The sequence below is a fragment of the Paenibacillus timonensis genome (genome assembly GCF_022427145.1).
Lineage (GTDB): Bacteria > Bacillota > Bacilli > Paenibacillales > Paenibacillaceae > Fontibacillus > Fontibacillus timonensis.
In genome coordinates, this window is the sequence record NZ_JAKSXN010000128.1 from 1 (window position 1) to 1,706 (window position 1,706).

The window sequence follows — 1,706 nt, forward strand, 5'->3', positions numbered from 1 at the left end:
ATAGTAGAGAGGAGCTTGGGGAATAACCAGGCTTCTCTCTTTTTTGATATGACGGCAGAGACTTGTCCCCCAAAGAAGCCACTCCCTTGGTCAGGAGCGGCTTCTTTGGCGTTATTTTACAGATCAACTCTCAAAGTCCCCAGCATCTTCGCGAATTTCGGATCATGGTACGACAAGAAGAGCGTTTCTCCCGTGTCGAGGGAGGTAATTCGGTTGATATCGTCCGCATTTAACTCAAAGTTGAAAATATCGATGTTTTCGATAATGTGCTCTTTGCGGACCGATTTTGGAATGGCCACGATATCTTGCTGAACCAGCCAGCGCAACACGATCTGAGCGATGGATTTGTGGTGCTTTTCGGCGATCGAAGCCAGCACATCGTTGTTGAACAAGTCGCCTTTTCCTTCAGCAAATGGCGCCCATGATTGGTGCTGCACTCCTTGCTCTTTCATAAATGCGGCGCTTTCGATCTGCTGGTAGAACGGGTGGGTTTCGACTTGGTTGACGGCGGGAACGATTTCGTTATGCACAATGAGGTCCATCAGTCGGTCGGGCAGGAAGTTGCTGACGCCGATCGCCCGGATGTCCCCTTCCCGGTACAGGTCCTCCATGGCGCGCCAAGCGCCGTAGTAATCGCCGAACGGCTGGTGAATCAGATACAGATCGAGATAGTCGAGTTGCAGTTTTTTCAAGGATTTGACAAATGCCAGCTTGGCACTCTCGTAGCCGGCATCCTGAACCCAAAGCTTGGTCGTGACGAACAGCTCCTCGCGCGGGATGCCGCTGCGTTTGATCGCACGTCCGACCGCTTCCTCGTTCAGATAGCCGGCGGCGGTATCGATCAGCCGATAACCGGCCATCAACGCCTCATATACCGCGTTCTCGCATTGTTCCGCATCGGGAATTTGGTAGACCCCCAAGCCGATGATCGGCATTTTTACGCCGTTATTCAAGGTGACCGTTTTTTGCATGATGATTCCTCCCACTATTAAAATGTATAGAGCAAACGGCGGCGAATGCCGTTTGAATGGACCCGGACCACGTTGCGGGGGATTCCGCATTCCGCCGATTTGCATTACACTAACCTTAGTGCCTTCGTGTAACACGAAGTCAAGCGGGTTGAATTCATTTTTTTCAAGGAGGATCACGGATGTATACGGTTAAAGAAGCCGCTCAGATCACGGGGCTTACCGAGCACGCGATTCGCTTTTACACGGATAAAGGGTTGGTGCCAAGCTTGCGGCGCAATCAGAACAACATTCGGATGTTCGATGAAGAATCGATCAACTGGCTGCATGGCATCAAATGTCTCAAGCAATCCGGGATGCCGATCGAAGTCATCAAAACGTACGTCGATCTCTGTCTCGAAGGGGATTCGACCCTTCCGCAACGCTTTGCGCTCATGATGGAGCATAAAGAAGCGGCGCTCGCGAAGCTGGAGCAAGCCAAACGGCATGTGGCGCATTTGGAAGAGAAAACCGAGCTTTATCAGGCCATTCTGGAGCACCGCTCGCCGGACACGACCAATCCCGCGAACTGGGACAGAATTCGGCATATGCATAGCGACGTGTTTTATTCGCCAACTGCTGGGAAGGCTTGAGAGGTGATAGATAAATTCGCAAGGTAGCGGCAGTCCAGGACGCTCCTTTGTCCAGGGCTGCCCAATCTTAATCAAGAAAAAGCTGTCGAGAAAATGATCTCGACAG

At 51.7% G+C, this 1,706-nt stretch carries 2 protein-coding genes; one reads left to right on the forward strand and one right to left on the reverse strand.

What is annotated here, in order from left to right:
* Positions 1-116: 116 nt before the first annotated feature.
* Positions 117-971, reverse strand: a complete 855-nt coding sequence (locus MJ257_RS24470) for an aldo/keto reductase (RefSeq protein WP_240271780.1) — start codon at positions 969-971, stop codon at positions 117-119.
* Positions 972-1,150: 179 nt separating this feature from the next.
* Here MJ257_RS24470 and MJ257_RS24475 point away from each other — a divergent pair, with 179 nt between their 5' ends.
* Complete coding sequence (locus MJ257_RS24475) at positions 1,151-1,600, forward strand: MerR family transcriptional regulator (protein ID WP_240271781.1); 450 nt, start codon at positions 1,151-1,153, stop codon at positions 1,598-1,600.
* The last annotated feature ends 106 nt before the right edge of the window (positions 1,601-1,706 follow it).